Genomic DNA, 24,544 nt, shown 5'->3' on the forward strand with positions numbered 1-24,544 from the left:
GAAGACAGGATCTGGCCATTATAAGTCTGGCATGTCCTGCCCGCAGGACCCAACAGCGGGTCAGTGCGCTTTGGGTTGCCGGTCCGTGGTGTTCGAGCCACGGACCGGCAAGGCTAGCGCGAGGTCAGAATCAGAATCAGGTGCTCACGTGCAGTCGCACGTCGATGTTGTTGCGGGTGGCGTTCGAGTACGGGCACACGATGTGGGCCTTGTCGACCAGCTCTTGCAGCTGGGCCTGGTCCATGCCCGGGCCCTTGATGCTCAGGTCGACTTCGATGCCAAAGCCGGTCGGGATCTGGCCGATGCCGACGTCGCCGGTGATGGTCAGGTCGGCCGGCAGCGTGACCTTGGCCTGGCCCGCGACAAATTTCAGCGCGCCCAGGAAGCAGGCCGAGTAACCGGCCGCAAACAGCTGCTCGGGATTGGTGCCCGCGCCGCCACCGCCGCCCAGTTCCTTCGGCGTGGACAGCGTCACGTCCAGGGCGCCATCCGAACTTTTCGACGTGCCTTCACGGCCGCCTTGCGACGTGGCTTGTGCGCGATACAGGACTTTTTCGATGCTCATGCGAGTTCCTTCCGGAGTGGTTGATGGGGGTGTTTACTGTGCCACAAAACCACCCGGAGCCCGCGCATGCAAGCCATCACGACGCCAGCAACTCCCTTGCATGCTTGCGCGTGGTCTCCGTGATCTCGATGCCGCCCAGCATGCGCGCCACTTCCTCGACCCGCGCGCGCTTGTCGAGCACGTCGATGCGCGAGACCGTGCGGCCAGCGTCGGTCGTGCCCTTGGCCACCTGGAAGTGCTGGTTCGCCTGGCTGGCCACCTGCGGCAAGTGCGTCACGCACAGCACCTGGCGTTGCTGGCCCAGGCGCTTGAGCAGGCGCCCCACCACCTCGGCCACGCCGCCGCCGATGCCGGTGTCGACTTCGTCAAAAATCAGCGTCGGCACCGTCGTCGCATTCGACGTGATGACCGAGATCGCCAGCGAGATGCGCGCCAGCTCGCCGCCCGACGCAACCTTGGCCAGCGCGCGCGGCACGACGCCTGCGTGGCCGGCCACCAGGAACTCGATCTGCTCCAGGCCATGCGCGCCCGGCTCGCCGCGGTTCAGGCCAATGGCGAAACTGCCGCCGCTCATGCTCAGCTCCTGCATCGCCGCTGTGACCTGCGTGCCCAGCTCGTGCGCCGCTGCCGCGCGCCGCACCGACAGGCGCCCGGCCACCTCCATGTACGCCGCCTCGGCTTTTTCTTCCTGCTTGCGCAGGCCGTCGATGTCGGTGGCGTCGGCCAGCTGGCGTAGCTTGGTGGCCAGCAGCGCGTGTTCGTCCGGCAGTTCTTCGGGCGTGACGCGGTACTTGCGCGCCGCCGTGTGCAGCGCTTCCATGCGCGCGTCGACTTCGCGCAGGCGCGCCGGGTCGAGCTCGACCTTGTCGATATACGTGTTCAGCTCGGACACCGCTTCTTGCAGCTGGATGCGCGCCGGCTCCATGCAGTCCAATACCGACTGCAACTGCGTATCGACGTCGACCAGTTTGCCCAGCTTGGCGTTGAGCGCCGACAGTTGCGACAGGATCGGATGGTCGGATTCGGAGATCGCCGCCAGCGCTTCCTGCGCGCCTTCGAGCAGCGTCGCGGCGTGCGACAGGCGGCTGTGCTCGTTGCCGATGTCGAGCCACTCGCCGGCCTTCGGGGCCAGCTTGTCGAGTTCGGCCACTTGCCACTCGAGGCGCTCGCGCTCGATCAGCACGTTCTTGGCGTCGGCTTCGTATTCTTCGCGCTGGCGCACCAGCGCGCGCCAGGTGCGCCAGGCTTGCGACACTTCTTGCGCCTCGATGCGCGCGGCCGGATCGCGCACGCCGATCTGGTTGTCGAGCAGTGCACGCTGGGCGTCGGGCTTGAGCAGGCTCTGGTGCGCGTGCTGGCCGTGAATGTCGACCAGCAGGTCGCCCAGCTCGCGCAGTTGCGCCGCCGTGGCCGCGACGCCGTTGATATAACCCTTGGAGCGGCCGGCGTTGTCGATCACGCGGCGCAGCAGCGCCCCGCCCTCGTCGGCGCTGAACTCGTGCTCGGCCAGCCAGACACGCGCCACTTCGGTCGGTGCGAAATCAGCGGTGATGTCGGCTTTGGCAGCGCCTTCGCGCACCATGCTGGCGTCGCCGCGGCCGCCCAGCGCCAGCTGCAGCGCATCGATCAGGATCGACTTGCCGGCGCCGGTTTCGCCGGTGAACACCGAGAAGCCGTTCGAGAATTCCAGTTCGATGGCGTCGACGATGACGAAGTCGCGGATGGTAAGTGTGCGCAGCATGAAAAATCGGGTCTCCGGCGGTTAGGGCGATTCTGTAGCAAATGCGGGCGGCTGCGATGGATAGCTTACTTGAGCCTGCCGTCGTTGGTGGGGTACTCGTTCCAGTGCAGTTTCTGGCGCAGCGTGTGGTAGTAGCTCCAGTCGAGTGGGTGCAGGAACGTGATCGTGTGCGGCGAGCGCGAGATCACGATCTGGTCACCCAGCTGCAGGCTCGTGAAGGTCTGCATGTCGAAGTTCACGCTGATGTCGCGCCCGCTGACCAGTTCGACCACGATCTCGCTCGTGTCGGGCACCACGATCGGCCGGTTCGACAGCGCATGCGGCGCGATCGGCACCAGCACCGTGCCGCCCAGGCTCGGATGCAGCAATGGCCCGCCGGCCGACAGCGCATACGCCGTCGAGCCGGTGGGCGTGGAGACGATCAGACCGTCCGAGCGCTGGTTGTACATGAATTGACCGTCGACGCTCAGTTTGAGTTCGACCATGCCGGCGCCGGTGCCGCGCGCCACGACCACGTCGTTGACGGCGACGCTGGAAAAGATCAGCACCCCATCGCGCATGACGCGCGCCTCGAGCAGCGTGCGCTCTTCGCGCCGCGCGCGGCCTTCCAGGATGTTGCTCAGTTGGGGCAGCATGTCGTCCAGTGCGATATCGGTGATGAAGCCCAGGCGCCCCAGGTTAATGCCGATGAGGGCGATATCGTATTCGGCCAGCTGGCGCGCGATGCCGAGCATGGTGCCGTCGCCGCCGAGGACGATGCCGATCTGCGCCTGTGCGCCGATCTCGGCCACGGTCATCGATTCGAGATTGTCGAGCGCGAGATTGGCGGCGGTATCGGCCTCGAACACGACGCGGTAGCCGGCCCCGACCAGAAAATCGCGGATGCGGCTGACCGGCTCTTCGACGCCTGGCGTGTTATGCCGCACCACGAGCGCGATGATCTGTTGCGGTTGGGGCGAAGCGGGCATAGCGATCTCGGCAGTAGTAGGTTAACAACACGCTGGAGATTAACCGATAATTCCTGCGGCTGCCATAGCAGCGCTCGGCAAACACTGTACAGATGCACAGTATACCGGTCGCCGCCCCGGTCCCGCAAGTTCAGGCCACCAGTGCCGCTCCCATGGCAACCACGACCGCCAGGACCAGGCTCAGCACATGAAGCAGGCTCAGCACGATCCAGCGCAGGCCGGTGGCCAGGCGCGCGCCGCCATACACCCTGTGCATCGCCAGTGGCAGATACAAGAGCAGCCACAACGATAGTGGCAGCTCCAGGAAATCCAGCATTGGCGGCAGCGTCAGCAGCACGCTGAACATCAGGAAGGCAAATGCATTGGTGTGCAGCGCAAACAGGAAATGCTCGCCATAGCGGCGGCCCGTGCGCACGTACAGGATCCGCAGATAGAAGGCGAACACCGGCATCAGTGCGAATACCGCATACGGCGTATAGCTGAAGAACGCCCCCTTGAGCGCCACTTCCTGATCACGCCGCGGCAGGTCGAGGAAGTGCTGGATTTTCTGGCCCAGGGTGGCGTTGAACGATCCGGCGCCAGTCACGAGGGGCGCGACAGCGCGGTTGAATTCCGTGGCAGGCTTGGCGGTTTCTTGCCTGTCCCCGGACACGACGACGGCCGAAGGCGGTACCTCTTCGCCGAGATTGATTACTTCCATCCCGCTGAACTTGAACAGCGCAAAAAAGATGATGCTGAACGTCAGATACAGGCGCAGCGGCTGCAGGTAGCGGGCGCGTCGGCCTTCGATGTATTCGCAGGTGAGAAAGCCTGGCTTGAAGATCAGCCCGCCAAGCGACTTCCACAGCGCGCCTTCCAGCGCCACGTAGTGCGCAATGAATTCGTGCAGGAACTCGCGCGCGCTCGGCACGTGCAGGTGCGTGGCCTGGCCGCACTGATGGCAATAGTTGCCATCGGTGGCGGCGCAGCAGTTCTTGCAGACCGCCGTGGCGTGCTGCGGCAGGGTGTCAGGCGTCACGGTGCATCTTCCGTCAAGACATTCAAAATCCTATCTTAGCCATGTAATTGCAAAAAAGCATCATATTTACAAAGTTCAATTGAGCGACCGTTTTGGGCGTGGGCAGTTAGGATGAGGATGACTAAAATACAAAAGGAGATCGCGATGGCGACCAACGCAAAAGACCGCGCCGTGAATACGGACGAACCAATGGGCAACGATGGCGTCAAACGCCAGCCGCACGAACGCGATGAAACGCCGGATGGCCAGGACACCGAGCCACGCGGCATCATGAAGCAGGCAGCAGCCGACCTCGAACAAGGCCTGATCGATACCGAAGCACGCGGCACGCCGGGCATTTCCCAGGCAGTCGATGCCGCACCCGGCGCGAGTGGCCAGGCCACCCCGCTGCCGGACCGCCATCGCGACATGCGTGACCACGAGGCCGAACCGGCGCCCGAGGCAAAAGACGACGACACTGACAACACCAACGAAAGGAAATAAGACATGACAATCAAACGCGACGGCAGCGCCGTATGGAGTGGTGGCATCAAGGATGGCAAGGGCCAGGTGTCGACCGGCAGCGGCGCACTGAAGGACCAGCCATATGGCTTCAACACCCGCTTTGAAGATGCGCCAGGCACCAACCCCGAAGAACTGATCGGCGCGGCGCACGCAGGCTGCTTCACGATGGCGCTGTCGGGCCAGCTCGGCCAAGCCGGCCTGACCGCTGACGAACTGCGCACCAAGGCCACCGTGTCGATGGAAAAAGTCGAAGGCGGCTTCTCGATCACGGCGATCCACCTGGAACTGCGCGCGAAGATCCCGGGCGCAAGCCAGGAAGCCTTCGACAAGGCAGCGACCACGGCAAAGGAAAACTGCCCGGTGTCGAAGCTGCTGAACGCCACCATCACGCTCGACGCCAAGCTCGAGAGCTGATAGCAAGATCGGATGCGCATCGGGCCCTGTCCGGCAAGGAAACCGTCGAAGGCATAAAATGACGGTCTTTCCGAACCATATAAGGCACACACGATGCGCATCCTGCATACCATGTTGAGGGTCGGCGACCTGCAACGCTCCATCGACTTCTACACCACCGTGCTGGGCATGAAACTGCTGCGCACGAGCGAGAACGCCGAGTACAAATACAGCCTGGCCTTCCTCGGCTACGGCAGCAATCCCGATCACGCCGAACTCGAGCTGACCTATAACTGGGGTACCGACAGCTACGACATGGGCACGGCCTACGGCCACATCGCCATCTCCACCGCTGACATCTACGCGACCTGCGACCAAGTGCGTGAAGCCGGCGGCAACATCTCGCGTGAGCCAGGCCCGGTCAAGGGCGGCAGCACCGTGATCGCCTTCATTACCGATCCGGATGGCTACAAGGTCGAGCTGATCGAACGCGCCGACAACGCCAGCGGTGGCGGCCTGAGCAAGTAAGCCTGCCGCCTGCAAGGATAGCGCGGCGCTGCTACAATCGCCGCGCCTGCATCCTGCAGGCACACAACATTACGTCTTCGGGGCGGGGTGCAATTCCCCACCGGCGGTATGACCGGCAACGGTCGAGCCCGCGAGCGCCTGCCCGGCATCATGCCGGGCAGGGTCAGCAGATCTGGTGCGATGCCAGAGCCGACGGTATAGTCCGGATGAAAGAAGATGTGCGCGTTCACGCGCCCGGTCTGCCCTGCCTTGCGTGGGGGAGACGGGCGTGCGGCTGCGCTTTGCCCTGATGCGTTTTTCGCCCACTTTGCGAGGAGCGTTTCACATGCTGGTTTCTACCCATACCCTTTTCAGTCACGACCTGGAAGGCCGCATCGCCGCGGCGCTGGACGCCATGCGCGCCGGCATTCCGGTCATCCTGCTCGACGATTTCGATCGCGAGAACGAGGCCGACCTGATCGTCGCCGCCGAACACATCACTAGCGACACCATGGCCCTGATGATCCGCGAATGCAGCGGCATCGTCTGCCTGTGCCTGCCTGACGAGAAGGTTCGTACGCTCGAACTGCCGCCGATGGCGCCGGACAACGGCAGCCGCTTCGGCACGCCGTTCACGGTGTCGATCGAGGCGCGTCATGGCGTGACCACCGGTGTCTCGGCCGCCGACCGCGTGACCACGATCCGGGCCGCCATCGCGCATGACGCCCGGCCGGACGACGTCGTGCGGCCGGGCCATGTATTCCCGCTGCGCGCCACGCCCGGCGGCGTGCTGGCCCGCGCCGGACACACCGAAGGCTCGGTCGACCTGGCCCGGCTGGCCGGTCTGCAGCCGGCAGCCGTGCTGTGCGAATTGATGAACCCTGACGGCACGATGATGCGCGGGGAGCAGATCGAGCAGTTTGCGCAGGAGCGCGATTTTCCGATCCTGACGATTGCTGAACTGATTCAGTGGCGCAAGGCGCGGGCGCTGTAAAACAAAAAACCCGGTCGCCACTTGCATGGTCGACCGGGCTTGCGTGATGCAGCAGAAAATTACTCTACCAGCAAACTGTTCACCGGCGTCAGGTCGGTCTCGCGCAGCGAACCCGCCGCTGCTTTCAGGCGCAAGCCATTGACGATCACATCATAGCGTGCACGCGACAGGTCGGTGCGGGTCTGGTACAGCTGGCGCTGCGCATTGAGCACGTCGATATTGATCCGCACGCCCACCTGGTAGCCGAGCTTGTTCGACTCGAGCGCCGACTGGCTCGACACTTCCGCCGCTTCCAGTGCTTTCACTTGCGCCAGGCCGCTGTTCACGCCGAGGAACGACTGGCGCGCCTGCAGCGCTGCATTGCGGCGCGTTGCTTCCAGCTCGTTGCGGGCGCGGTCTTCCAGCGCGATCGACTCGCGCACGCGGCTGGTGACGGCGTAGCCGCTGAAGATCGGCACGCTCCACTGCAGGCCGATCGCATTGTTTTTGGTATCGCCCGAATTGCCCGTGCGACCGTTGACGTCGCGGCGCGTCGAGCTGGCCACGAGATCGAGCGTCGGCATGTGCCCGGCGCGGTTGCGCGAGATGTCGCGCGTGGCAATTTCCACCTGAAGCTGGCTGACCGTCACGCCATAGTTCTGGTTTTCGGCCGACGACACCCATGGATCGACCGTGGCCGGCTGCGGCACGGCCAGCGTCGTGCCGGGTTTCAGGGCTGCCAGGTTGCCCGGCGCGGTGCCGATGATGGCCTGCAGCGCATTGCGCTTGTTGTCCAGGTCATTGACGGCGGCGAATTCCTGCGCCAGCACCAGGTCATACGCGGCTTGCGCTTCGTGCGTGTCGGTGATGGTCTGGGTGCCGACTTCAAAATTGCGCTTGGCCGATGCCAGCTGCTCGGTGGTTGCGTCCTTCTGGGCGCGGGTCGATTCCAGCTTGTCCTGCGCCGCCAGCACGTCGAAGTAGGCTTGCGCCACGCGCGTGATCAGGTCCTGCTGGGCCTGGGCAAACTGGGCTTCGCCGATGGCTTGCTGCAGCTTGCTCTGCTGGTACGTTTCCCAGCGATCCCAGCGATACAGCGGCTGCTGCAGCGCCAGCGTGTATTCGTTGGTGCGCAGGTTCGAACCGCTGCTGCCGACGATGCCCGGCTGGCCGTTCGGCAGGGTGCCGAGCTGACCGACATTCCATGGATCGAAGTCACTGTCGTTCTTGCTCAGTGCACCGCTGATACCAACGGTCGGGAGTAGCCCTGCACGCCCCTGGATGATGCGCTCGCGGCTCGCCGACAGCGAAGCACGCGCACTCGCGTACGTCGCATCATTGGCCAGTGCCTGCTGATACACCTGGATCAGGTCGGCAGCACCGGCGTTGAGCGAGAAGCACGCGCTCGCAAGCAGCACGGCGATAAGGGGTTTCTGCATTGCTATCTCCACAGGGGTCATCAAGTTTTTGGAATCAGGTCAATACGTCGGCATCGACGGATCGACTTGCAAAGCCCAGGCGTGTATCCCGCCCGTCAAGTTCGTTACATTGTCAAAACCATTGCGCTCGAGGAAGGCAGCAACCTGCATGCTGCGCGCCCCGTGGTGGCAGATGCAGACGACCTCGCGGTCGTCGTCGATCTCGGTCACGCGCACCGGAATCAGGTTCATCGGAATCTGGGTCGAGCCGGCGATCCGGCACGTCTCGAATTCCCAGTTTTCGCGCACGTCGAGCAGCAGCGGCTGCTCGCGCGCCGGATCGGCCAGCAAGGCGGCCAGTTCGGGAGCAGTAATCTGTTGCATCACGGCGTCCTCAGAACGTGAAGCCGGACGGCTTCGTTGCGCCCGTCAGCGGTTTGGCGACGGTTTCGAACACGGTGACCGCCTCATGCGCGGTGGCCGAGGTGCGGGTGATCCGCTGGCACGTCATGGCCGGCGCAGTGCCGACAATCGCGATCATGCGGCCACCGATTTTCAGTTGCTTGATCAGCGACTCTGGCAGCAGCGGCAGTGCGCCCGAGACGACGATCACGTCGTAGTCGGTGCCGGTGGCCCAGCCCTGCGCGCCATTGCCCACTTCGACCGCTACATTGGTGATGCCGGCAGCGTCCAGGTTCTGCTTGGCCTGGGCGGCGGTTTCCGGCAGGATTTCAACGCTCGTCACGTGACGCGCCTTGCTCGCCAGCAGCGCTGCCAGGTAGCCCGAACCGGTACCGATCTGCAGCACGTTGTCGCCCTGCTTGACGCCAGCCTCTTGCGCCATGCGCGCTTCGACCTTCGGATTGAGCATGGCTTCGCCGCCCGGCAGCGGGATTTCGGTGTCGGCAAATGCCAGGTTCTGGTAGGCCTGTGGCACGAATTGTTCACGCTTGACCACGTGCAGCAGGTCGAGGATGTCCTGGTCCAGCACGTTCCAAGGACGGATCTGCTGTTCGATCATATTGAAGCGGGCTTGTTCGATATTCATTTCAGTTCTCGGTGGAAAAATAAACAATCCGATATTCTAATCCGTGAACGGTGCTGGAACCTACCTGAATAGGTATCTCGAGGCACATCTTATCGACGCACGCCTTCCCCAGAGGAAAATTGCGACAGTCTGCAGTTTGGAGGGGATGAACGCCAGAAAACCGTCCCTGGCGTGAACGGGCGTTCAGCGGGCCGGTTGGCCAGCCGGCACGAGGCCATTGAGGGTGATGTCGAGGAAGGCATCGAGGAAGGCTTCGGGATGCAGGTCACAGCGCTCACACGGGGCGATGGTGTGTTTCCAGGTGGACAGCATCAGCATTGGCGCGATCAAAACCTGGGTGGTCTGGGGAATATCGATCGCGCGAAACTCGCCGCGCTGCACGCCGCGCTCGAGCATGCTGGAGATCATGCGCATGCCGCGGCTCATGACTTCGGTCTGGTAAAAGCGCGCCAGCTCAGGGAAATTATCGGCTTCCGCAAAGATCAGCTTGCTGATGCCGGACGCCTTGGTCGCACCCACCCGATGCCACCACGACAGGATCACGCTACGCAGCAGGTCGGCGCTGTGGCCTTCGAATTCAGCGACCGAGATTTCGGCCTGCCCCAGCATCGGCACGATACTCTGGCGTACGACGGCCTTGAACAGGTCTTCCTTGTTGGTGTAATACAGATACAGGGTGCCCTTGGACACACCGGCGCGCTTGGCCACATCTTCCAGGCGGGTCGAGGCAAAGCCGCGCTCGACAAACAACTCGACGGCAGCCGAGAGCAGCTCTTGCGGCCGCGCTTCCTTGCGACGTTCCCAGCGTGGCTTACTGTCTGTTTGGCAGTCCATTTTCCCACTCAGAAATTATCTAAGGAACAACCAATATAGACCCGTCATGTTGTTGCCGTCAAGCGACCGCTGCGTAACTAAAAATATATTATATTTAGCCACAATAAGTAGACAATGCATCATCTGACGCTGGCGCCGCGGTCCGATGTATACTTGCGGTCTGCCACTTTTCAAACGCCATGCTGTCCACTCCCGCCCCCTTCCAGTGCCGGTCGCAATGCGGCGCCTGTTGTACTGCACCGTCGATCACTAGCCCGATCCCAGGAATGCCCAATGGCAAGCCGGCAGGCGTGCGTTGCGTGCAATTGGGAGAAGACGAGCGCTGCCGCATCTTTGGGCAGCCCGAGCGGCCGGCCTTTTGCGGCGGACTGCAACCGTCGCACGAGATGTGTGGCGATACGCGGACGCAGGCGATGGTCTGGTTGAGCGAACTGGAACGGCTGACGGCGCCCGAGCCCGTGTGAATACGGTGGCTTAGATCGCCGGCTTGCCGCGTGCCTGTTGCACGCGCTGGAACAATCCGCCGAGCGTCAGGCCGTCGTGCCAGATGTCGCTCAGCAAGACACCATAGCGTTCGCGCACTGCGCGCGCCAGCGGTTCGATGTCGGTGGCGTCGGGCATCCAGCGCGTTGGCTTGGCGGCGCGCACGACATTGAGTACCGGGTCGTCAGGGCGCAAATGCAAACGGTCGCAAGCGCCAAAGGCGCAGGCCGAGCCACACACGGCGAGGAAATCGCGGATGTCCTTGCGGGATGCGGAAGGGAAAGAACTACGCCACGCCCGACCCTGGAAAGGCCGGTAACGCAGGGCGTTGGGCAACTGCCAGTCATGAAATGCTACCCAGGCCAGCGCAGCAAGAATGAGGACAAGAAAAAGACTCATGGCTTTGAGTGTAGCACGCGTTTTTACGGATGACACATCTTTACAGCGAGATTAAAACGGCCCCGATGCCATCCGCGGCAGCTCGTACGGTTCAGTTAGCCCAACGGCAGCCCCCGCGCTCATGGTAAGCTTTGCCCCCTCGCATGTACCTCCCACAGTTCACTTCCACAGCACAAAAACACCATGGACATCGTTCTCGCCATTAAGGCAATCATCATGGGCCTGGTCGAGGGTTTCACTGAATTCCTTCCGATTTCGTCGACCGGCCACCTGATCCTGATGGGCAGCTTGCTCGATTTCACGGGCACCAAGGCGACCGTGTTCAAGATTGTCATCCAGGCCGGCGCCATGCTGGCCGTGGTCTGGGAATACCGTGCGCGCATCGCGAAGGTGTTCGCCGGACTGGGCGCCGATCCCGTCCAGCAGCGCTTTGCGCGCAATGTCGTGATTGCATTCTTCCCTGCCGCGATTGCTGGCGTGCTGTTCAGCGCGGCCATTACCGAAGTGCTGTTCCACCCGATTCCCGTGGCCGTCGCCCTGGTGCTCGGCGGTATCGTCATCCTGTGGGTCGAACACCGCAACCGCCAGAACCCGAAGGCCGCGCGGGTCGAGACGGTCGACGACATGAGCATGCTCGATGCGCTCAAGGTCGGCTTCGCGCAAGCCTTCGCGCTGATCCCCGGCACCAGCCGTTCGGGTTCGACGATCATCGGCGGCATGCTGTTTGGCCTGTCGCGCAAGGCAGCCACCGAATTCTCGTTCTTCCTGGCCATGCCGACGATGCTGGGCGCCACGGTCTACTCGATCGCCAAGGAGCGCGACCTGCTGTCGATGGCCGATGTGCCGCTGTTTAGCCTGGGCTTTTTCTCAGCGTTTATTTCCGCGTTCCTGTGCGTGCGCTGGCTCCTGCGCTACATCAGTACGCACGACTTCACGATCTTCGCCTGGTACCGTATCGTATTCGGTATCCTGATTCTCGTGACCGCCCAATTCGATCTGCTTACCTGGGCGGACTAAACTTGCAGCATCAGCCGGTCCAACACACAGCTTGAACACTCTGTCCGACATTGAACGTATGAATTCAGACACCGGCGCCGACATGGTCACCGACACTGGCGCCGACCTCAGCGCACGTGCGCTTCACGTGCTCGAGACCGTCTTCGGCTACCCCGCGTTCCGCGGCCAGCAGGGCGAAATCGTCGAGCACGTGGCCAGTGGCGGCGACGCGCTGGTCCTGATGCCCACCGGTGGCGGCAAGTCGCTGTGCTACCAGATTCCTGCGCTGCTGCGCGACGGCGTCGGCGTGGTCATCTCGCCGCTGATCGCGCTGATGCAAGACCAGGTCGACGCGCTTGAAGAAGTCGGCGTGCGCGCCGCGTTCCTCAACTCGACCCAGACATTCGAAGAAGCGATGCGCATCGAGCGCCTCGTGCGCACCGGCGAAATCGACCTGGTCTACGTGGCGCCCGAGCGCCTGATGACGCAGCGCTGCCTCGAGCTGTTCGATGCATCGAAGATCTCGCTGTTCGCGATCGACGAAGCGCACTGCGTCTCGCAATGGGGCCATGACTTCCGCCCCGAGTACATCCGCCTGTCGATCCTGCACGAGCGCTTCCCGAACGTGCCGCGCATCGCGCTCACGGCGACAGCCGACCAGCAAACGCGCGCCGAGATCGCGCTGCGCCTGCAACTGGGCGAAGCGCGCCAGTTCGTCTCGTCGTTCGACCGCCCCAACATCCGCTACTCGATCGTCGAGAAAGCCAACGGCCGCAAGCAGCTGCTCGACTTCATCGCCGGCGAGCATTCAGGCGACTCGGGCATTGTCTACTGCCTGTCGCGCAAGAAGGTCGAAGAAACCGCCGACTTCCTCAACGAAAACGGCATCCGCGCCATGGCCTACCACGCCGGCATGGAATACGCGGTGCGCGCCAAGAACCAGGCGCGCTTCCTGCGCGAAGAAAACATCGTCATGGTCGCCACCATCGCCTTCGGCATGGGCATCGACAAACCCGATGTGCGCTTCGTGTGCCACCTCGATCTGCCCAAGAGCATCGAGGGCTATTACCAGGAGACCGGCCGCGCCGGCCGTGACGGTGGCCCCGCCAGCGCCTGGATGGCCTACGGCCTGCAAGACGTGGTGCTGCAGCGCCGGATGATCGACGAATCCGAGGCCGACGAAACGTTCAAGCGCGTGCTGTCGATGAAGCTCGACGCCATGCTCGGCCTGTGCGAAACCCTGTCGTGCCGCCGCATGCGCCTGCTCGACTACTTCGGCGAACGCTCCGGCCCGTGCGGCAACTGCGACACCTGCCTGATCCCGCCGGTGAGCTTCGACGGCTCGGTGCCGGTGCAAAAGCTCCTCTCCACCATCTACCGGGTCGACCAGCGCTTTGCCGGCGGCCACGTGATCGACGTGCTGCGCGGCGCGACCACCGAGCGCATCACCCAGTGGCACCACGACAAGCTCACCGTGTATGGCGTCGGCGCCGACCGCAGCGAGCAGGAGTGGCGCGCCATCCTGCGCCAGGCGATCGCGCTGGGCCTCGTCACGGTCGACCACGACGCCTTCAGCTCACTCAAGCTCACCGACGCCGCGCGTCCGGTGCTCAAGGGCGAGCAAACGGTGCAACTGCGTCAGTACCAGAAACCGGTCAAGGCCAAGCGCCCTTCCACGTCGCGCTCGACGTTCGAGGAAGTGGAACTGTCGCGCTCCGAACAGGGCATCTTCGAGCGCCTGCGCTCGTGGCGCATGGGCACAGCGCGCGAGCACGGCGTGCCGGCGTACGTCGTGTTCCAGGATGCGACGCTGCGCGAGATCGCGAAGGTCAAGCCAACGTCGATCGACCAGCTGCGCGGCGTGACCGGCGTGGGCGAGAAAAAGCTCGTGTCGTATGGCGACGCGATCGTCGCGATCATCAACGAGATGCTGTAACGCTATTCGCGAAACAGATGCGTGAAGCTGCGGCTGACGGGAAGCACTTCGCTGCTGCCGCGCAGCAGCACCTGCATGCGCTCGGCGTCGATGCGCTCGGCGGCGCGGATCGCCGTCACCTTCACGACCGTGCCGCGATGAATCTGCCAGAAGCGGTCGGCATCGAGCCCGCCCAATAAATCCTTCAGCGGGATGCGCACCAGCGCTTCCGATCCTTCCAGCACCACGCGCGTGTACTTGGTGTCAGCCTGGAAGAACAACACCTCCTCAACGTTGATCAGGCGAATCTGCTTGCCTACGCTGGCCTTCAGCCACTTCAGGTGTTCGCGCGCCGGCGCGGGCGACGCCGCCTTCACCTGCCGGACGACTGCGCTGACATCCATCGGCTGGCTGTCAAGTTTTTCACGTAGCCGCGCCAGCGCTTTGTCCAGGCGCCCCGGCTGGATGGGCTTGAGCAGATAGTCGACGGCGCCGGCGTCGAACGCATCGACGGCGTACTGGTCGTAGGCGGTGACGAACACCACGTGCGCCTGACGGCCGATGCGCTCGGCCACTTCCAGGCCCGACAGGCCGGGCATGCGGATGTCGAGAAACACCACGCGCGGCGCATGCTCCAGATAGGCATCCCAGGCATCGAGGCCATTGTCGACCGCCGCGATCACCTGCGCGTCGGGCCAGGCCAGCGCCAGCATGCCGAGCAAGCGCTCGCGCATCAGCGGTTCGTCTTCAGCAACCAGAATCGTGACTGTCATTGCGCGTCCTTGCGGGGGATGAGGAGTTCGGCCAGCAGGCCCGGTTCGGCTTCGCTCAGCGCCAGGCTGGCGCTCTCGCCATAGGCCAGGCGCAGGCGGCTGCGCACATTCTCCAGGCCCGTGCCGTTGCCGGGTGTGTCGCTCATGCCCACGCCGCTGTCGTGCACCGCGATGCGGATCCGATCGGCGTCTTCGTGGGCGGTGACGGTGATGTCGCCACCGCGCAGGGACGGCTCGATGCCGTGCTTGATCGCGTTCTCGGCCAGGGTCAGTACCAGCATGCTCGGGATCCGGGTGGCGGCCAGGCCCGTGGGGAGATCGATCCGGAACCGCAGGCGCTCACCCATCCGGATCTGCATCACGGCCAGGTACGATTCGACCAGGCCGAACTCGGTGGCCAGGCTCACCTGCTCGCAGCGCATGTCGCTCATGCTGGCGCGCAGAAAATCGATCAGGTGCGCCGTGAGTTCGGCGGCGCGCGGCGCGCCTTGCTCGGCCAGTTGCTGCACGGCGCCGAGGGTGTTGAACAGGAAGTGCGGTTCGATCTGGGCGCGCAGCAGGCGCAGCTGGGTTTCGCTCAGTTCGCGTGCCAGGCGCGCCTGCTCGGCATCGCGCTGGAGCTGGGCGTTCGCAGTTTCGTAATGCCGGTTGCGCAGTACAGCGAGCACGATCGACGGTGCTGCGATCAGCACCGTTGCGGCACCCGTCACCAGCATCAACGTGCGTGGCAGATCATCGATCAGTTCCTGCCATGGCTTGCCACGGCTTACCGTCACGATGAGGGTCCCGAACAGGCCACCGATCGCTCCGAGGCCAACCATTGAGGCCAGCGCCCTGAGCTTGGCGCGCGCGATCTTCCGGTAGTTGAACCAGACCCCCGCGAATGATGCCGACAGTGCCAGCCCGATCGTATTGGCCGCAACAACCGTCTTCCACCATGGGGCAGCAGGCATGAAGGCCAGATGGAGCAGCAATCCGAGCACGGACAGTACGAGGCACAGCGCGGCCAGTGCCAGCCATACCCGGGGTCCACGCCAATAGACGGAAAACCGGTACAACTCCTGGCGCTCGCGGAGCGGCAGCGCTGCCAGCTTGCAGGCGACATAGCGGCGGTAACCAAAGGGCGCCTGGCGCGCCAGCGCCGGGTCCTGCAGCACTGCTAGTTGTTCCTGCTCCCACTGCCGGTACCACTTCGCGATCCCTGCCCACATGGTGTCCTCCGTTCTCGTTAATGTATAGCAACGAGATCAGTCTAGGAAACTACTGCGACGGCGTACAGCGATGGACGACGAACGACGAGAAGACAGGCACGAGCGACGATGTGGCTTATTTGCGCGTGAAAACCAGATCCCAGACGCCGTGACCGAGCTTGATGCCGCGGTTCTCGAACTTGGTCAGCGGGCGGTAGGCCGGCTGCGGCGCGTAGCCGTCGGCGGTATTGGCCAGTTCGGGCTCGGCACTCAAGACTTCCAGCATTTGCACCGCGTAGTCTTCCCAGTCGGTCGCCAGGTGCAGGTAGCCGCCAGGGGCCAGCTTCTGGCACAGCAGCTTGACGAACGCCGGCTGGATCAGGCGGCGCTTGTTGTGGCGCGCCTTGTGCCATGGGTCGGGGAAGAACACATGCACGCCGTCGAGCGAGCCATCGACGATCATGTGGTTGAGCACCTCGAATACGTCGTGCTGGATCAGGCGCAGGTTGGCGATGTCCTGCTCGCCGATCTGCTTGAGCAGGCTGCCGACGCCCGGCGTGTGCACTTCGACGCCGATGAAGTCTTTCTCGGGCATCAGCTTGGCGATATGGGCCGTGGTGTCGCCCATGCCGAAGCCGATTTCCAGGATCACCGGCGCGGTACGGCCGAAGGCCTGCGCGACGTCGAGCGGTTCTTTCTTGTACCCGATCAGGAACTTGGGGCCCAGTTCATCGAAGGCCCGCGCCTGCGCGGTCGACAGCCGGCCCGCGCGCGTGACAAAACTGCGGATGCGGTGTTCGGTAGGATCGTACAGCATGGACCGCGCCGGGCCATTGTTGGGCTTATCAAGAGACATGGGATGTGGGGACGAAGAAAGTGAAGAGGAAAATGCGGCTGTCATTATAGCCGACGCGACGCGCCGCCCGGATCGGCCATAATCGCGTCTTCACCCAGCTTGCCGGAGTCTGTCCATGCATTCCACGAAACACCCGATCGCCATCGACGAGCATATCGCCACCGTCAACCTGACCTCGTTCCATTACGGCGCGCCGGGCAGCGGCAAGAAGGTCTATATCCAGGCCTCGCTGCACGCGGATGAAGTGCCGGCCATGCTCGTCGCGCACGTGCTGCGCCAGGAACTCGAGCGTCTCGACGCCGAAGGCCGCATCAAGGGCGAGGTGATCCTGGTACCGGTGGCCAATCCGATCGGGCTGGCGCAGGTGATTCACGGCGCGCCGTTCGGCCGCTACGACCTGGCAACCGGCACCAACTTCAATCGCGCCTACCGCCACGTGGCGCAGGATGTGATGGCGGCAGTCGACGGCCAGCTTGGGCAGGGCGCCGCCGCCAACGTCGCGCTGATCCGCGAGCATGCACGGCACTCGGTGGCCAGCTGGGAGCCTGACAACCCTACCGCCACGCTCAAGAAAACGCTGCTCACGATGGCGATCGACGCCGACATCATGCTCGACCTGCACTGCGACACCGAGGCGGTGCTGCACATGTACGCCGGCACACCGCTGGTCGAAGCAGTGCTACCGCTGGCCGCGCTGATGGAAGCGCGCGTGCTGCTGGTGGCGACGGAATCGGGCGGCGAACCGTTCGACGAAGCCTGCGGCCGCCTGTGGTGGGACCTCGCGCGTCACTATCCGGATGCTGCGATTCCGCCGGCCTGCGTGGCCGTCACCGTCGAACTGCGGGGCGAGAACGACGTCAATTACGACTACGCGCGCAAGGATGCGGACGCGCTGCTGCGCTACCTGGCGCACCAGGGCGTGCTGGATATCCCGCTCGGCGACATGCCCGCCTACGCCTGCGCGCCGACACCGCTCGACGCGGTCGAACCGCTGACCGCGCCGCATGCGGGCGTGCTGGTGCTGCGCAAGACGTTGGGAGACCGGGTCGAGGCGGGCGAGCCGATTGCGGACATCGTCAATCCGGTCAGCGGGCAGGTCACGCCGGTGGCGGCGAGCCGGCCAGGGTTGCTGTTTGCGTGCACGGCGCACCGGCATTTGCTGCGCGGGATGCACGTCTGTAAAGTGGCGGGGACGGACTCGTTCAGGATTGGAGATTTGCTGTCGAGTTGAGGTCGCGCGGTGTTTTTCTTTTGATGATCCAGGCAAGGCTGCTGATGAAGGCAAGCGCCGGCAGCAGCCATGCATGGCCGATCTTCAGTTCCATCAGCGTTGCGCCGCTGACGAAGCACCAGAGCATTGGGATCAGCCAGAAGATCGCAGGCGCGCGCCATGCGAGCAGCACGCCCAGGGTGGCAACGACCGTGGGATCGGGGACGATGCCGAAGACTTCCGCCTGGGGCCAACTGCCGCCGTCACGTATCAGCGCCAGCAAGGGATAGGCGAAGATGGCCAGGCACGCCAGGCCGAGTGCTGCAGGTTGCGGCGCAGGCGCTGCGTTACCTGGCCTGTACGCGAGCCAGCACAGTAATAGCGCCTGCATGGCAAACGCTGCAGCAAAATACGGCGCTGCCGTGTTGATCTCGGCATAGCGCTCCAGGTGATACGCCCATGCGACCCAGCCCCAGGCGGCTGCCAGCACCAGCGCCGCTGATCGTTGCAGGTGCTGGCGTGGCCGCGCGATGGCACCGATCACGATGACGCCCACCACCAGCGCCAGCAAATGCGCTGGCCAGATGGCAGTGTTGTAGCTCTCGATGAGCCGGTAGTAACTGCGGCTTGAAAACATCAAAAAGTCGGACAGCGAATACGTCCACCACTCGCTCATGCCAGCCTCTCGACATCCTGCGCGATGCGCTTGCGCAGCGCCTCGTCAGGCATGCGACCGGTGCCAGCCAGCAGATTCTCGCGCACATGCACGACGCTGGACGTGGCCGGAATCGCGCACGTGACGGCCGGATGCGACACGATGAACTTGAGCAGCGCCTGCGCCCACGTCGTACAGCCGATATCGGCCGCCCAGCCCGGCAACGGCTTGCCGGCCAGCGCCTGCGTCAGGTCGCCCTGGCGGAATGGCCGGTTGACGATCACGCCGATCTTGCGCTCGCGCGCCAGCGGCAGGATGCGCCGCTCGACGTCGCGATCGAGCGCGTTGTACGAGATTTGCACGAAGTCGATCGGCTGCGACGCCATGATTTTTTCGATCTCGGCGTGCCGACGGCCTTCGGACGTGGTGATGCCGACGTAGCGCAGCCGCCCTTCCCGCTTCATCGCCAGCAGGATTGGCAAATGCTCTTCCCACGACAGCAAGTTATGGACCTGCAGCAGATCGAAGCGCGGCACGCGCCACAGCTTGCGCGATGCCTCGACCTGCGCCACGCCACGCGCACCGCCGCTGACCCAGACCTTGTCGGCCGAGAACAGCCGCGCGGGTTTGAGAGTTTGCACCGCCTCGCCGATCACGTCCTGGGCCGAGCCGTACATGGGCGACGAATCAACCAGCCTGCCGCCACCGGCAAAGAACTGGCGCATCACGTCGACCGATTCACGGCGGCCTTGCGGGTCGCGCCCGACGTTGAAGGTAATCCAGCTGCCAAGTCCGATGACGGGGAGTTGTTCGCCGCTTGAAGGGATCGGTCGGGTAAGCAACGGGGCGGGTGGTGCAGCAGCGAGCAGCGGTGACAAGGCCAGTCCGCCCGAGGCGGCAATCATGGATGCCAGCAGATGACGGCGTGATGGGGAGGTCGGTGGCATGCAGAGCGCTCCTTGCTTGGACAGTGAAACGCAAGGCTACATCGGCGCGACTGAACGTGGCGCAGCGCTACACGGTGGGATGCTGGGTCAGGCAGCGTCTACACTACATCATCGCCGCAATCCGACAAGCACATGCGCATCCAGTTTGAAGGCAGCAAATGTCCAGGAAGTCAATGCCATGCCGAATTTAAGATCTGGAACGATGGTTCCAACACCGGAAGAAGATGCGGAAATTACAGCCGCAGCGATGGATGACCCTGACGCGCGTCCATTGTCCGATAATGAGTGGGAGCTGGTGAAGCCGATACGTAGCGGCGATGTGCCTGTCGATTCGGGGAAATCTTGAACCCAGGCGTTCGCGTCAGGTCATGATTGGAGCGGGTGAAGGGAATCGAACCCTCGTCGTAAGCTTGGGAAGCTTCTGCTCTACCATTGAGCTACACCCGCGTTGCCTGCATTCTACGCGGGTTTTAACGTTGTTGACAACATTGCAGTCTGGAGAGTGTAATCCAGGCAGGAGCTGAAGGAGCTTGTGGTAATTTTGATGGTAGAGATTCATGGCACTTCGATATCGTTTTCGGTACGGGAGCCATTTATGGAAAACGATTTTCAGACAACGGAATCGACGCTGGTAGATTATGAATTGCTGTTGACAGCCAAAAATAAATTGGTAGAATCCACATAGGCCATGCCAGCCTTGCTACCTACCTATAGCGAACCCTCAGGGATGGCAATTGCAAAGCACATTCAAAACCTTGGTCATTTGATCATGGCGACATTGATGTAAGAGGTAGGCTTACAACAGCTGCATCTGCAGGTCGTCGTGCATTCGGAATAACCATGCAACCAACTCTCCACGCTAGCGTCCTTGAGCATGCTCAAAGGATTTCTGAGCTGCGCTCTATCTCCCTCTCTGAAGCTGTAAATCGCTTAGCGGAAGTGCGCCCCTACTACTTGCAGAGTCTTCCTTTGTTTACCAAGTGGAGGGAAAGGCGCCCACCGTTTGCGGTTACTTCTCACTTAGTGCGCACTCTAAATTCGGAAGCTAAAAAGCTACGAAAACAGTCAAATGTCCAGCTCGCGGCAGCGTTGGATGCTGCCGCGTTTCATGCTGGATTTCACGACTGGAAGCACGTAATAAAGATGGCGAACGCCTACGAGCTAACAGTAGAGACGCCCGTCAAATCTGGTTTCGCCTTTGCCATGTGGTATCCGCAAAATCCGTGGGATAAAAAAAAATGGAATCCGAGAATTTTAGAGTCATCTGGGTTCATACATGACCCAAGATTATTCTTTTCTACCGCGGAAGATCTAAAAAACTCTTACAGCAACGAAGACGCAGATGGTGGCTTCTATGTTCTTGGCCACCCTGTGACGAAAGAAGATGGTTCGGTTGGAATGAGAACAAGGACTGAGGCTTATTTGGAAGAATTACGGGCAGATGTTTACGTTGAGAATAACCTTCCCGGACTACACTTCTTTCGGTATACCGGCATGGCTATTCCAGCTACGCTCGATGAAGCGCGCACCTTACTGGAAGATGCATTAGGACCAGTGAGGTGGAATATTAGAGAGCCGAGCTTTCCACCTGAACCGGTATCCCTAAGCGTCGCGATAGAAATGATGATGAGCAAGGAGCCAAACCCAGATCTACCGCCCACGTTGCCGCCGATTGGCGACAAATCGAATATTAGCCTCCACATCCCGATCGTTCATTACGTCTGGCTCAAGGGAGAATTTGTGGAGCTTGACGATTACTACTTCTAATTTTGCGGCAAGAATATCGAGAGGTTATATGTCCACATATCACTATCAATGTCAGTACTGTTTATGCACTACAAACCTGTGGTCAACGGAGGATGGATCAGACGCATTCTACGGCGGTGCGATTGAGGACTGCGGCTGCCAACAATCGGCCCGCCCTGCTTACGAAGATGATGACGATTAAGTGTGGGCCCTAAAGAAGTAACATAGTGTTGTATGCCGCCACCACCTCAATGGCTTTTTAAGCGGTGGCGGCCTATTCTAATGTTTGATCACGCGATCGGTTGAATCGAAGATCATCCAAATGCCCTCTTTCCCGCAATTACATCTTTGCTTGGCAAACACGGCAATAAGCCTTTCCTCCGAATCTGGATTTATTATTCCAACAAAATTTGGCCACAACCGTTGCTATCGAGCTTTTGCAATTCGCACAAAAATATTCCGTTTCTTCTTTTCTTTTTAATACCGTTGAAGCAGTGCTAGTCTTCTGTTCAGAATACGCCGGTTCGACTTGCTCCTTGCTGAGCAGTGCCGACCCCAGGTCAAACCTTTTAATGTAATCAACGCGCTTAGGCTTGTGCAATGAAAGCAGTTTTTCACCAAGACTTTTAACTGTATCGCTAGAGCATATTTTAAGAATTCCCACCGTATCTTTCAGCGTCAACCCGTCCATTTTTTTATGGTACCAAGAAAAAAACTGATCGAGTTTTATGATCGACGCGTCCGAGCTAGCTAGTTTGGGACGATTTATAATCGCTTTTGGCGAAACGAGAACTACTGAATTGAATGAAGGCTGCAAAGTGATACCAAGCCGCTTGGGCAGGCCGATTTCTTTAAATGCGTCTTTGAGTACAGATATGTGACGTGCATTTTGCTCTACCGGAGAAGGAATACCCACTTCTTTCCCTTCATAAAAAGTCGAGAACTCCCCCCTGTCATTGATTGACAATCCAGTGCTAAACGTCTTTGTTTCAAGAACGAAAACTTCAAAAGCTCGATTCATCAACAAATGATCGATCTGAGCAACGCGACCGCCAATTTCAAGGCGAAGATCGTGAATGACGAATAGATTTTTGCTAGGCGCAGCATAGAAATCTATTTCGAACGCTGCCTGTCTTTCGGTGGCAATACCAACCGATAGATTCCGCACCTCCCTTTCGATTAGTTGCTTCTTTTCAGCCGGCACACGTTCGTGAGAAAGCAGGTTCTGAAGTATTGCGATCTCCGACTCTTTGTCGTCTGCGCTTTTGATGAGCATGTTTACCTGAGCTAAGTGCAAATACAATATTGCATTGTATCAACGCTCGCTTGATGTGTGGCAGGTTCGGAAGTTTTTGTGGCGGAAAGTCACAAATGGCACCACAACAGCTTTTCGAAACCCAAGTGTGGTCGAAAATGTGATGGTGACTAACGCCTTGATTTGAATGGTTTTTGGTCTACAGGGCGTTTCGCGCGGGGGAAACGCGCATTAACAGTGGTTGTTCTTGATGTAAAGGGGCTTGGGAAGCTTCTGCTCTACCATTGAGCTACACCCGCGTCGCCCGCATCCTACGCCGGTTTCCAGCTTTCTAACAAATTCAACCTTTGGCAGCCGGGCCGTGAAATGGAATGGCCGTTTCTTGTGCGCCGTGATCGCGTGCTGCCCTGCCCTGGCGGCGATATCACGCGCTATGTATCGGACCGCATGTAACCGGGGCCGAGTCGGACCGTCCTGCCGTCACGCAGCAGCGAGGCCAGCTTGTGGGGCGGCAGCGGGCGGCTGAAATAATAGCCCTGTACCAGGTCGCAGCCGCGCTGGCGCAGATAGCGCCCTTGCCAGGCGGCGTAGGCGCCTTCGGCGGTAACGGTCAGGTTCAGGCTGTGGGCGAGCGCGATGGTGGCGCCCGCGATCGAGCTGTTGCGGTCGCCAATGCCGATTTCTGCGATGAGCGACTTGTCGACTTTGAGGTTATCGATCGGAAAGCGTTTCAGGTAGCCCAGGCTGGAATAGCCAATGCCGAAATCGTCGATCGACAACTGCACGCCAAGCGCCTTCAGTTTGTGCAGCGTGTCGCCGACGTCGCCCATCAACGTCGTTTCTGTCAGTTCCAGTGCAAGGTAGCGCGCGTCGAGCGCACTGTCAGCCAGCGCACTCGATACCGCAGACACCAGTTGTGAACGGCACTGACGCGCCGAGACGTTGACGGAAACCCGGATCGGCCGCAGACCCTGCCGCTGCCAGAGGCTGTTCTGGGCACAGGCGCGGCGCAGGACCCATTCGCCGATATCGACGATCAGACCGGTCTCTTCGGCGGTGGGAATGAAGCGGTCGGGCCCCAGGATGCCCAGCATGGGATGGGACCAGCGCAGCAGCGCTTCGGCACCGACGACCCGGCCGGTGGGCAGTGATACCAGAGGCTGGTAAAAAATGAAGAACTCGTCATGCTCGAGGCCGCTGCGCAGACTGTTTTCAAGGATGAGCCGCTCCACGGCGCGCGAGGTCAGCTTGGCGGTATAGAACTCGAAGCAGTTGCCCCCGCGCGCCTTGGCGTTGTACATGGCGCTGTCGGCATTGCGGGTGAGCATGTCGGCGTCGGCAGCGTCCGCCGGATACATGCTGATGCCGACACTCGCGCCGATGGAAAGGCATTCGCCCTCGATGTCGTACGGCTCAGCCATGGCCGAAATGATCCGCTGTGCCATGGTGGCAGGCACGTCAGGCTGCTCGACATGCGGGAGGAGGAAAACGAATTCATCGCCGCCGACCCGGGCAACGGTGTCCGCCGGGCGGATCAGCGACTGCAGCCGCGCCGCCACGCTACGCAGCAGGAGATCGCCCACGCGATGACCGAGCGAGTCGTTGATCAGCTTGAAGCGGTCGAGATCGAGGAACAGCAGCGCAACCGGGCCGGCATGGCTACTGGCAGTGGCCAGCGCGCGCGTCAGCCGCTCGCTCAGCAGGTAGCGGTTCGGCAGACCGGTCAGTGCATCGTGCTGGGCGCGAAAGACCATGCGCTCTTCCTCGGCCTTGCGCTCGCTGAGGTCGGAAAACACGCCGACGTAATGGGTCAGCACGGCGTGCTCGTCGCGCACTGCACTCAGCGACAGCGCCAGCGGCAGTTGAACGCCGGCGCTGGTGCAGCACGACAGCTCGCCACGCCAGTGCCCGGTGCTGCGGAGGGCACGCCACATGCCGCGGCAGGCTGCAGCATCCATGCGCGCGCCGTTCAGCCGGCTCATGGTCGCGCCCGTGACGTCCGCCGGCGCAAAGCCGGTGATAATGCTGAAGGCGGGATTGACGGCCAGAATACGACGCCGGGCATCGGCAACGAAGATCCCTTCGGCAAAGCACGCCAGGACCTGTTCAACATGCAACGGCGGTTCGACCCCGTCCAGCCATGCCGGCAT

General features: G+C 61.8%; 26 protein-coding genes, 1 tRNA gene and 1 riboswitch. Of the genes, 10 read left to right on the top strand and 17 right to left on the bottom strand.

From position 1 onward, the window contains the following. Positions 1 to 136: 136 nt before the first annotated feature. The 4 genes from AC1MGT_RS09240 to AC1MGT_RS09255 all read right to left on the bottom strand — a co-directional run bounded on the left by AC1MGT_RS09240 (position 137) and on the right by AC1MGT_RS09255 (position 4,292). The gene (locus AC1MGT_RS09240) at positions 137 to 565 is read right to left on the bottom strand and encodes an organic hydroperoxide resistance protein (protein ID WP_183556081.1); all 429 of its coding nucleotides are present in this window, start codon (positions 563 to 565) and stop codon (positions 137 to 139) included. 76 nt (positions 566 to 641) lie between these two features. Beyond that, positions 642 to 2,306, bottom strand: coding sequence for a DNA repair protein RecN (gene recN / locus AC1MGT_RS09245; protein WP_499503937.1), 1,665 nt, complete (start codon positions 2,304 to 2,306; stop codon positions 642 to 644). A 65-nt stretch (positions 2,307 to 2,371) separates the two neighbouring features. Beyond that, positions 2,372 to 3,274, bottom strand: a complete 903-nt coding sequence (locus tag AC1MGT_RS09250) for an NAD kinase (RefSeq protein WP_499503938.1) — start codon at positions 3,272 to 3,274, stop codon at positions 2,372 to 2,374. A gap of 130 nt (positions 3,275 to 3,404) precedes the next feature. Further along, positions 3,405 to 4,292, bottom strand: a complete 888-nt coding sequence (locus AC1MGT_RS09255) for a DUF3667 domain-containing protein (protein WP_499503939.1) — start codon at positions 4,290 to 4,292, stop codon at positions 3,405 to 3,407. Positions 4,293 to 4,436: 144 nt separating this feature from the next. On the opposite strand from AC1MGT_RS09255, the gene AC1MGT_RS09260 reads away from it, so the two are divergent. The 4 genes from AC1MGT_RS09260 (at position 4,437) to ribB (ending at position 6,690) form a co-directional block, all read left to right on the top strand. Further along, complete coding sequence (locus AC1MGT_RS09260) at positions 4,437 to 4,775, top strand: hypothetical protein (RefSeq protein ID WP_499503940.1); 339 nt, start codon at positions 4,437 to 4,439, stop codon at positions 4,773 to 4,775. Positions 4,776 to 4,778: 3 nt separating this feature from the next. Continuing rightward, positions 4,779 to 5,210 carry an OsmC family protein gene (locus AC1MGT_RS09265; RefSeq protein WP_183556076.1) on the top strand — a complete coding sequence of 144 codons (432 nt, stop codon included), beginning with the start codon at positions 4,779 to 4,781 and terminating at the stop codon, positions 5,208 to 5,210. Between the two features lie 93 nt (positions 5,211 to 5,303). Further along, positions 5,304 to 5,717, top strand: coding sequence for a lactoylglutathione lyase (gene gloA, locus AC1MGT_RS09270; protein ID WP_499503941.1), 414 nt, complete (start codon positions 5,304 to 5,306; stop codon positions 5,715 to 5,717). Positions 5,718 to 5,786: 69 nt separating this feature from the next. Further along, a riboswitch (FMN riboswitch) is annotated at positions 5,787 to 5,939 on the top strand. A gap of 103 nt (positions 5,940 to 6,042) precedes the next feature. Continuing rightward, positions 6,043 to 6,690 (top strand): 3,4-dihydroxy-2-butanone-4-phosphate synthase, encoded by a 648-nt coding sequence (gene ribB / locus AC1MGT_RS09275; protein ID WP_499503942.1) that lies wholly within the window; start codon positions 6,043 to 6,045, stop codon positions 6,688 to 6,690. 59 nt (positions 6,691 to 6,749) lie between these two features. On the opposite strand, the gene AC1MGT_RS09280 is transcribed toward ribB, so the two are convergent. The 4 genes from AC1MGT_RS09280 to AC1MGT_RS09295 all read right to left on the bottom strand — a co-directional run bounded on the left by AC1MGT_RS09280 (position 6,750) and on the right by AC1MGT_RS09295 (position 9,969). Continuing rightward, positions 6,750 to 8,108, bottom strand: coding sequence for a TolC family outer membrane protein (locus tag AC1MGT_RS09280; protein WP_499503943.1), 1,359 nt, complete (start codon positions 8,106 to 8,108; stop codon positions 6,750 to 6,752). Between the two features lie 39 nt (positions 8,109 to 8,147). Then, the gene (locus tag AC1MGT_RS09285) at positions 8,148 to 8,471 is read right to left on the bottom strand and encodes a rhodanese-like domain-containing protein (protein ID WP_499503944.1); all 324 of its coding nucleotides are present in this window, start codon (positions 8,469 to 8,471) and stop codon (positions 8,148 to 8,150) included. 10 nt (positions 8,472 to 8,481) lie between these two features. Next, a complete protein-coding gene (locus tag AC1MGT_RS09290) occupies positions 8,482 to 9,135 on the bottom strand; it encodes a protein-L-isoaspartate O-methyltransferase family protein (protein WP_499455822.1) in 654 nt (217 codons plus the stop codon). Positions 9,136 to 9,318: 183 nt separating this feature from the next. Next, positions 9,319 to 9,969: a TetR/AcrR family transcriptional regulator gene (locus tag AC1MGT_RS09295; RefSeq protein WP_332533180.1), complete on the bottom strand. Its 651-nt coding sequence runs from the start codon at positions 9,967 to 9,969 to the stop codon at positions 9,319 to 9,321. 179 nt (positions 9,970 to 10,148) lie between these two features. On the opposite strand from AC1MGT_RS09295, the gene AC1MGT_RS09300 reads away from it, so the two are divergent. Continuing rightward, a complete protein-coding gene (locus tag AC1MGT_RS09300; protein ID WP_499503945.1) occupies positions 10,149 to 10,433 on the top strand; it encodes a YkgJ family cysteine cluster protein in 285 nt (94 codons plus the stop codon). Positions 10,434 to 10,443: 10 nt separating this feature from the next. On the opposite strand, the gene AC1MGT_RS09305 is transcribed toward AC1MGT_RS09300, so the two are convergent. Next, positions 10,444 to 10,851 (bottom strand): hypothetical protein, encoded by a 408-nt coding sequence (locus AC1MGT_RS09305; RefSeq protein ID WP_499503946.1) that lies wholly within the window; start codon positions 10,849 to 10,851, stop codon positions 10,444 to 10,446. A gap of 183 nt (positions 10,852 to 11,034) precedes the next feature. Here AC1MGT_RS09305 and AC1MGT_RS09310 point away from each other — a divergent pair, with 183 nt between their 5' ends. Beyond that, the gene (locus tag AC1MGT_RS09310; RefSeq protein ID WP_499503947.1) at positions 11,035 to 11,868 is read left to right on the top strand and encodes an undecaprenyl-diphosphate phosphatase; all 834 of its coding nucleotides are present in this window, start codon (positions 11,035 to 11,037) and stop codon (positions 11,866 to 11,868) included. Between the two features lie 58 nt (positions 11,869 to 11,926). Next, entirely contained in the window at positions 11,927 to 13,783 is a 1,857-nt protein-coding gene (recQ, locus tag AC1MGT_RS09315; protein ID WP_229424819.1) for a DNA helicase RecQ, read from the top strand. A gap of 2 nt (positions 13,784 to 13,785) precedes the next feature. Here the strand turns inward: recQ and AC1MGT_RS09320 are convergent, their stop codons facing one another. The 3 genes from AC1MGT_RS09320 to trmB form a co-directional block, all read right to left on the bottom strand. Further along, on the bottom strand, positions 13,786 to 14,535 hold the full coding sequence (locus AC1MGT_RS09320; RefSeq protein ID WP_499503948.1) for a LytR/AlgR family response regulator transcription factor: 750 nt from the start codon (positions 14,533 to 14,535) through the stop codon (positions 13,786 to 13,788). Next, the gene (locus AC1MGT_RS09325) at positions 14,532 to 15,746 is read right to left on the bottom strand and encodes a sensor histidine kinase (protein WP_499503949.1); all 1,215 of its coding nucleotides are present in this window, start codon (positions 15,744 to 15,746) and stop codon (positions 14,532 to 14,534) included. The genes AC1MGT_RS09320 and AC1MGT_RS09325 overlap by 4 nt, the downstream gene beginning before the upstream one ends. A gap of 115 nt (positions 15,747 to 15,861) precedes the next feature. Further along, positions 15,862 to 16,542, bottom strand: coding sequence for a tRNA (guanosine(46)-N7)-methyltransferase TrmB (gene trmB, locus AC1MGT_RS09330; protein ID WP_499503950.1), 681 nt, complete (start codon positions 16,540 to 16,542; stop codon positions 15,862 to 15,864). A 154-nt stretch (positions 16,543 to 16,696) separates the two neighbouring features. Here trmB and AC1MGT_RS09335 point away from each other — a divergent pair, with 154 nt between their 5' ends. Then, positions 16,697 to 17,812 (top strand): succinylglutamate desuccinylase/aspartoacylase family protein, encoded by a 1,116-nt coding sequence (locus tag AC1MGT_RS09335; protein WP_499503951.1) that lies wholly within the window; start codon positions 16,697 to 16,699, stop codon positions 17,810 to 17,812. Here the strand turns inward: AC1MGT_RS09335 and AC1MGT_RS09340 are convergent. Beyond that, the gene (locus AC1MGT_RS09340) at positions 17,784 to 18,467 is read right to left on the bottom strand and encodes a DUF6064 family protein (RefSeq protein ID WP_499503952.1); all 684 of its coding nucleotides are present in this window, start codon (positions 18,465 to 18,467) and stop codon (positions 17,784 to 17,786) included. The two genes, AC1MGT_RS09335 and AC1MGT_RS09340, sit on opposite strands and share 29 nt — an antisense overlap. Further along, positions 18,464 to 19,393: an aldo/keto reductase gene (locus tag AC1MGT_RS09345; protein WP_499503953.1), complete on the bottom strand. Its 930-nt coding sequence runs from the start codon at positions 19,391 to 19,393 to the stop codon at positions 18,464 to 18,466. Before AC1MGT_RS09345 ends, AC1MGT_RS09340 begins: the two co-directional genes overlap by 4 nt. A 16-nt stretch (positions 19,394 to 19,409) precedes the next feature. Between AC1MGT_RS09345 and AC1MGT_RS09350 the strand changes: the two genes are divergently transcribed. Beyond that, complete coding sequence (locus AC1MGT_RS09350; protein WP_499503954.1) at positions 19,410 to 19,739, top strand: hypothetical protein; 330 nt, start codon at positions 19,410 to 19,412, stop codon at positions 19,737 to 19,739. 27 nt (positions 19,740 to 19,766) lie between these two features. Here the strand turns inward: AC1MGT_RS09350 and AC1MGT_RS09355 are convergent. Further along, positions 19,767 to 19,840 (bottom strand) — tRNA-Gly (locus AC1MGT_RS09355). 393 nt (positions 19,841 to 20,233) lie between these two features. Here AC1MGT_RS09355 and AC1MGT_RS09360 point away from each other — a divergent pair. After that, positions 20,234 to 21,160: a hypothetical protein gene (locus tag AC1MGT_RS09360; RefSeq protein WP_499503955.1), complete on the top strand. Its 927-nt coding sequence runs from the start codon at positions 20,234 to 20,236 to the stop codon at positions 21,158 to 21,160. A 319-nt stretch (positions 21,161 to 21,479) separates the two neighbouring features. On the opposite strand, the gene AC1MGT_RS09365 is transcribed toward AC1MGT_RS09360, so the two are convergent. Both AC1MGT_RS09365 and AC1MGT_RS09370 read right to left on the bottom strand, forming a co-directional pair. Next, complete coding sequence (locus tag AC1MGT_RS09365) at positions 21,480 to 22,415, bottom strand: nuclease-related domain-containing protein (protein WP_499503956.1); 936 nt, start codon at positions 22,413 to 22,415, stop codon at positions 21,480 to 21,482. Between the two features lie 410 nt (positions 22,416 to 22,825). Then, entirely contained in the window at positions 22,826 to 24,544 is a 1,719-nt protein-coding gene (locus AC1MGT_RS09370; RefSeq protein WP_499504272.1) for a putative bifunctional diguanylate cyclase/phosphodiesterase, read from the bottom strand.

The sequence above is a fragment of the Telluria sp. BA11 genome (genome assembly GCF_056680305.1).

What these genes read in the sequence shown, in the direction of transcription:
- AC1MGT_RS09290 (WP_499455822.1), bottom strand. Translation starts at nt 9,135, where the DNA reads ATGAATATCGAACAAGCCCGCTTCAATATGATCGAACAGCAGATCCGT.
- AC1MGT_RS09280 (WP_499503943.1), bottom strand. Translation starts at nt 8,108, where the DNA reads ATGCAGAAACCCCTTATCGCCGTGCTGCTTGCGAGCGCGTGCTTCTCG.
- AC1MGT_RS09325 (WP_499503949.1), bottom strand. Translation starts at nt 15,746, where the DNA reads ATGTGGGCAGGGATCGCGAAGTGGTACCGGCAGTGGGAGCAGGAACAA.
- recN (WP_499503937.1), bottom strand. Translation starts at nt 2,306, where the DNA reads ATGCTGCGCACACTTACCATCCGCGACTTCGTCATCGTCGACGCCATC.
- AC1MGT_RS09240 (WP_183556081.1), bottom strand. Translation starts at nt 565, where the DNA reads ATGAGCATCGAAAAAGTCCTGTATCGCGCACAAGCCACGTCGCAAGGC.
- AC1MGT_RS09300 (WP_499503945.1), top strand. Translation starts at nt 10,149, where the DNA reads ATGCTGTCCACTCCCGCCCCCTTCCAGTGCCGGTCGCAATGCGGCGCC.
- AC1MGT_RS09360 (WP_499503955.1), top strand. Translation starts at nt 20,234, where the DNA reads ATGCAACCAACTCTCCACGCTAGCGTCCTTGAGCATGCTCAAAGGATT.
- AC1MGT_RS09365 (WP_499503956.1), bottom strand. Translation starts at nt 22,415, where the DNA reads ATGCTCATCAAAAGCGCAGACGACAAAGAGTCGGAGATCGCAATACTT.
- ribB (WP_499503942.1), top strand. Translation starts at nt 6,043, where the DNA reads ATGCTGGTTTCTACCCATACCCTTTTCAGTCACGACCTGGAAGGCCGC.
- AC1MGT_RS09265 (WP_183556076.1), top strand. Translation starts at nt 4,779, where the DNA reads ATGACAATCAAACGCGACGGCAGCGCCGTATGGAGTGGTGGCATCAAG.
- AC1MGT_RS09370 (WP_499504272.1), bottom strand. Translation starts at nt 24,544, where the DNA reads ATGCCGGCATGGCTGGACGGGGTCGAACCGCCGTTGCATGTTGAACAG.
- AC1MGT_RS09295 (WP_332533180.1), bottom strand. Translation starts at nt 9,969, where the DNA reads ATGGACTGCCAAACAGACAGTAAGCCACGCTGGGAACGTCGCAAGGAA.
- AC1MGT_RS09250 (WP_499503938.1), bottom strand. Translation starts at nt 3,274, where the DNA reads ATGCCCGCTTCGCCCCAACCGCAACAGATCATCGCGCTCGTGGTGCGG.
- AC1MGT_RS09320 (WP_499503948.1), bottom strand. Translation starts at nt 14,535, where the DNA reads ATGACAGTCACGATTCTGGTTGCTGAAGACGAACCGCTGATGCGCGAG.
- AC1MGT_RS09285 (WP_499503944.1), bottom strand. Translation starts at nt 8,471, where the DNA reads ATGCAACAGATTACTGCTCCCGAACTGGCCGCCTTGCTGGCCGATCCG.
- trmB (WP_499503950.1), bottom strand. Translation starts at nt 16,542, where the DNA reads ATGCTGTACGATCCTACCGAACACCGCATCCGCAGTTTTGTCACGCGC.
- AC1MGT_RS09345 (WP_499503953.1), bottom strand. Translation starts at nt 19,393, where the DNA reads ATGCCACCGACCTCCCCATCACGCCGTCATCTGCTGGCATCCATGATT.
- AC1MGT_RS09310 (WP_499503947.1), top strand. Translation starts at nt 11,035, where the DNA reads ATGGACATCGTTCTCGCCATTAAGGCAATCATCATGGGCCTGGTCGAG.
- AC1MGT_RS09340 (WP_499503952.1), bottom strand. Translation starts at nt 18,467, where the DNA reads ATGAGCGAGTGGTGGACGTATTCGCTGTCCGACTTTTTGATGTTTTCA.
- AC1MGT_RS09260 (WP_499503940.1), top strand. Translation starts at nt 4,437, where the DNA reads ATGGCGACCAACGCAAAAGACCGCGCCGTGAATACGGACGAACCAATG.
- gloA (WP_499503941.1), top strand. Translation starts at nt 5,304, where the DNA reads ATGCGCATCCTGCATACCATGTTGAGGGTCGGCGACCTGCAACGCTCC.
- recQ (WP_229424819.1), top strand. Translation starts at nt 11,927, where the DNA reads ATGAATTCAGACACCGGCGCCGACATGGTCACCGACACTGGCGCCGAC.
- AC1MGT_RS09305 (WP_499503946.1), bottom strand. Translation starts at nt 10,851, where the DNA reads ATGAGTCTTTTTCTTGTCCTCATTCTTGCTGCGCTGGCCTGGGTAGCA.
- AC1MGT_RS09335 (WP_499503951.1), top strand. Translation starts at nt 16,697, where the DNA reads ATGCATTCCACGAAACACCCGATCGCCATCGACGAGCATATCGCCACC.